At 62.9% G+C, this 1137-nt stretch carries 1 protein-coding gene and 1 pseudogene; both read left to right on the top strand.

What is annotated here, in order from left to right; all coding sequences use genetic code 11:
- Positions 1 to 465, top strand: a 465-nt coding sequence (locus EOA22_RS34565; protein WP_281040819.1) for an NAD(P)-dependent oxidoreductase, incomplete at its 5' end; no start/stop codon positions are given.
- 115 nt (positions 466 to 580) lie between these two features.
- Positions 581 to 1137: pseudogene (locus EOA22_RS34560) on the top strand (extracellular solute-binding protein); the annotation flags it as partial.

The following is a 1137-nucleotide window of genomic DNA, read 5'->3' as shown; positions in this document are numbered from 1 at the left end:
GGCGTGGAGCTGGTCGGACTGGAAGATCTGTTTCGTCGCGCCGACGTGCTGTCGGTAAGTTGCCCGCTGACGCCTGACACGCGCCATCTCGTCAATGCCGAGCGGCTCGCCCTGATGAAGCCTACTGCATACCTGATCAATACAGCGCGCGGCCCGATCGTCGACCAGAAGGCATTGGCACAAGCCCTGCGGGAGCGTCGTATCGCCGGCGCCGGTCTCGACGTGCTGGAGCAGGAGCCGCCGGATGCTGACGATGCAATCCTCAAACTCGACAACGTCATCCTTGCGCCGCACGCATTGTGCTGGACCGACCAGTGCTTTGCCGGCAACGGCGCTGCAGACGTCAAAGCGGTAATCGAGGTTCAACATGGTCGCGAGCCGCGCGGTGTGGTCAATCGCGAGGTGCTTTCGAGCGTGCGGTGGAAGGATAGGCTGGCCGTTTTCGCGGGCCGCTTCGGAAGCTAGGAGTGCGAGAATTTGGCGCGCCGCCGCGGCCATTGCGGGGGCCTTACGGGAGGAATGCTCGACCGCCGCGCCTGCGGACGAGTGAGCAAATGAGAAAACGGGAGGACCAAGCACTATGAACGATCGTGAAAAACGTGACTTTCAGGCCGGTCTCGAAGCAGAGGTCGACGCCTTCATGCGTGGCGAAACGACCCGCCGGAATTTCATAACCCGCTTCGGCCAGATGACCGGTATGTTGGCAGCGTCTGCACCCATTTTGGGTATGATGACCGATTGGGCGCTGGCGCAGCAGAAGCTCGAACTGGCCGACGCCACGTCGCCGCTGGGACAGGCGCAGGCCGCTGCGCTGAAAGCATCTAAGGAAGGACCGGCGGAGGGCTCCGCCTTCCGCGCGGTCGAGGCGGCCAAGGCGCATGCGGGCGTCACGATCAACATGACCTACGAGGCAGGCCTGCAGGCGCTCGATCCACGCAATTTCAGTGGGCCGATGTGGGAGCAGCTTACGGGCATGAAGTCGAATGTGGTCGAACTGTCGAATCCCGATCAATACTCCAAGGCGGTCGCCGAGCACATTGCCGGCTCAGGCGCCTATGACGTGCTCGACATCTCGCCAGCCTGGACACCGTCGCTCGCCGATGGCGGCGTCATCGCACCTCTCGACGACTATATCGC

Source organism: Mesorhizobium sp. M7A.F.Ca.US.014.04.1.1 (assembly GCF_003998745.1).
GTDB lineage: Bacteria > Pseudomonadota > Alphaproteobacteria > Rhizobiales > Rhizobiaceae > Mesorhizobium > Mesorhizobium ciceri.
This window is presented reverse-complemented; position numbering and strand designations above follow the sequence as displayed.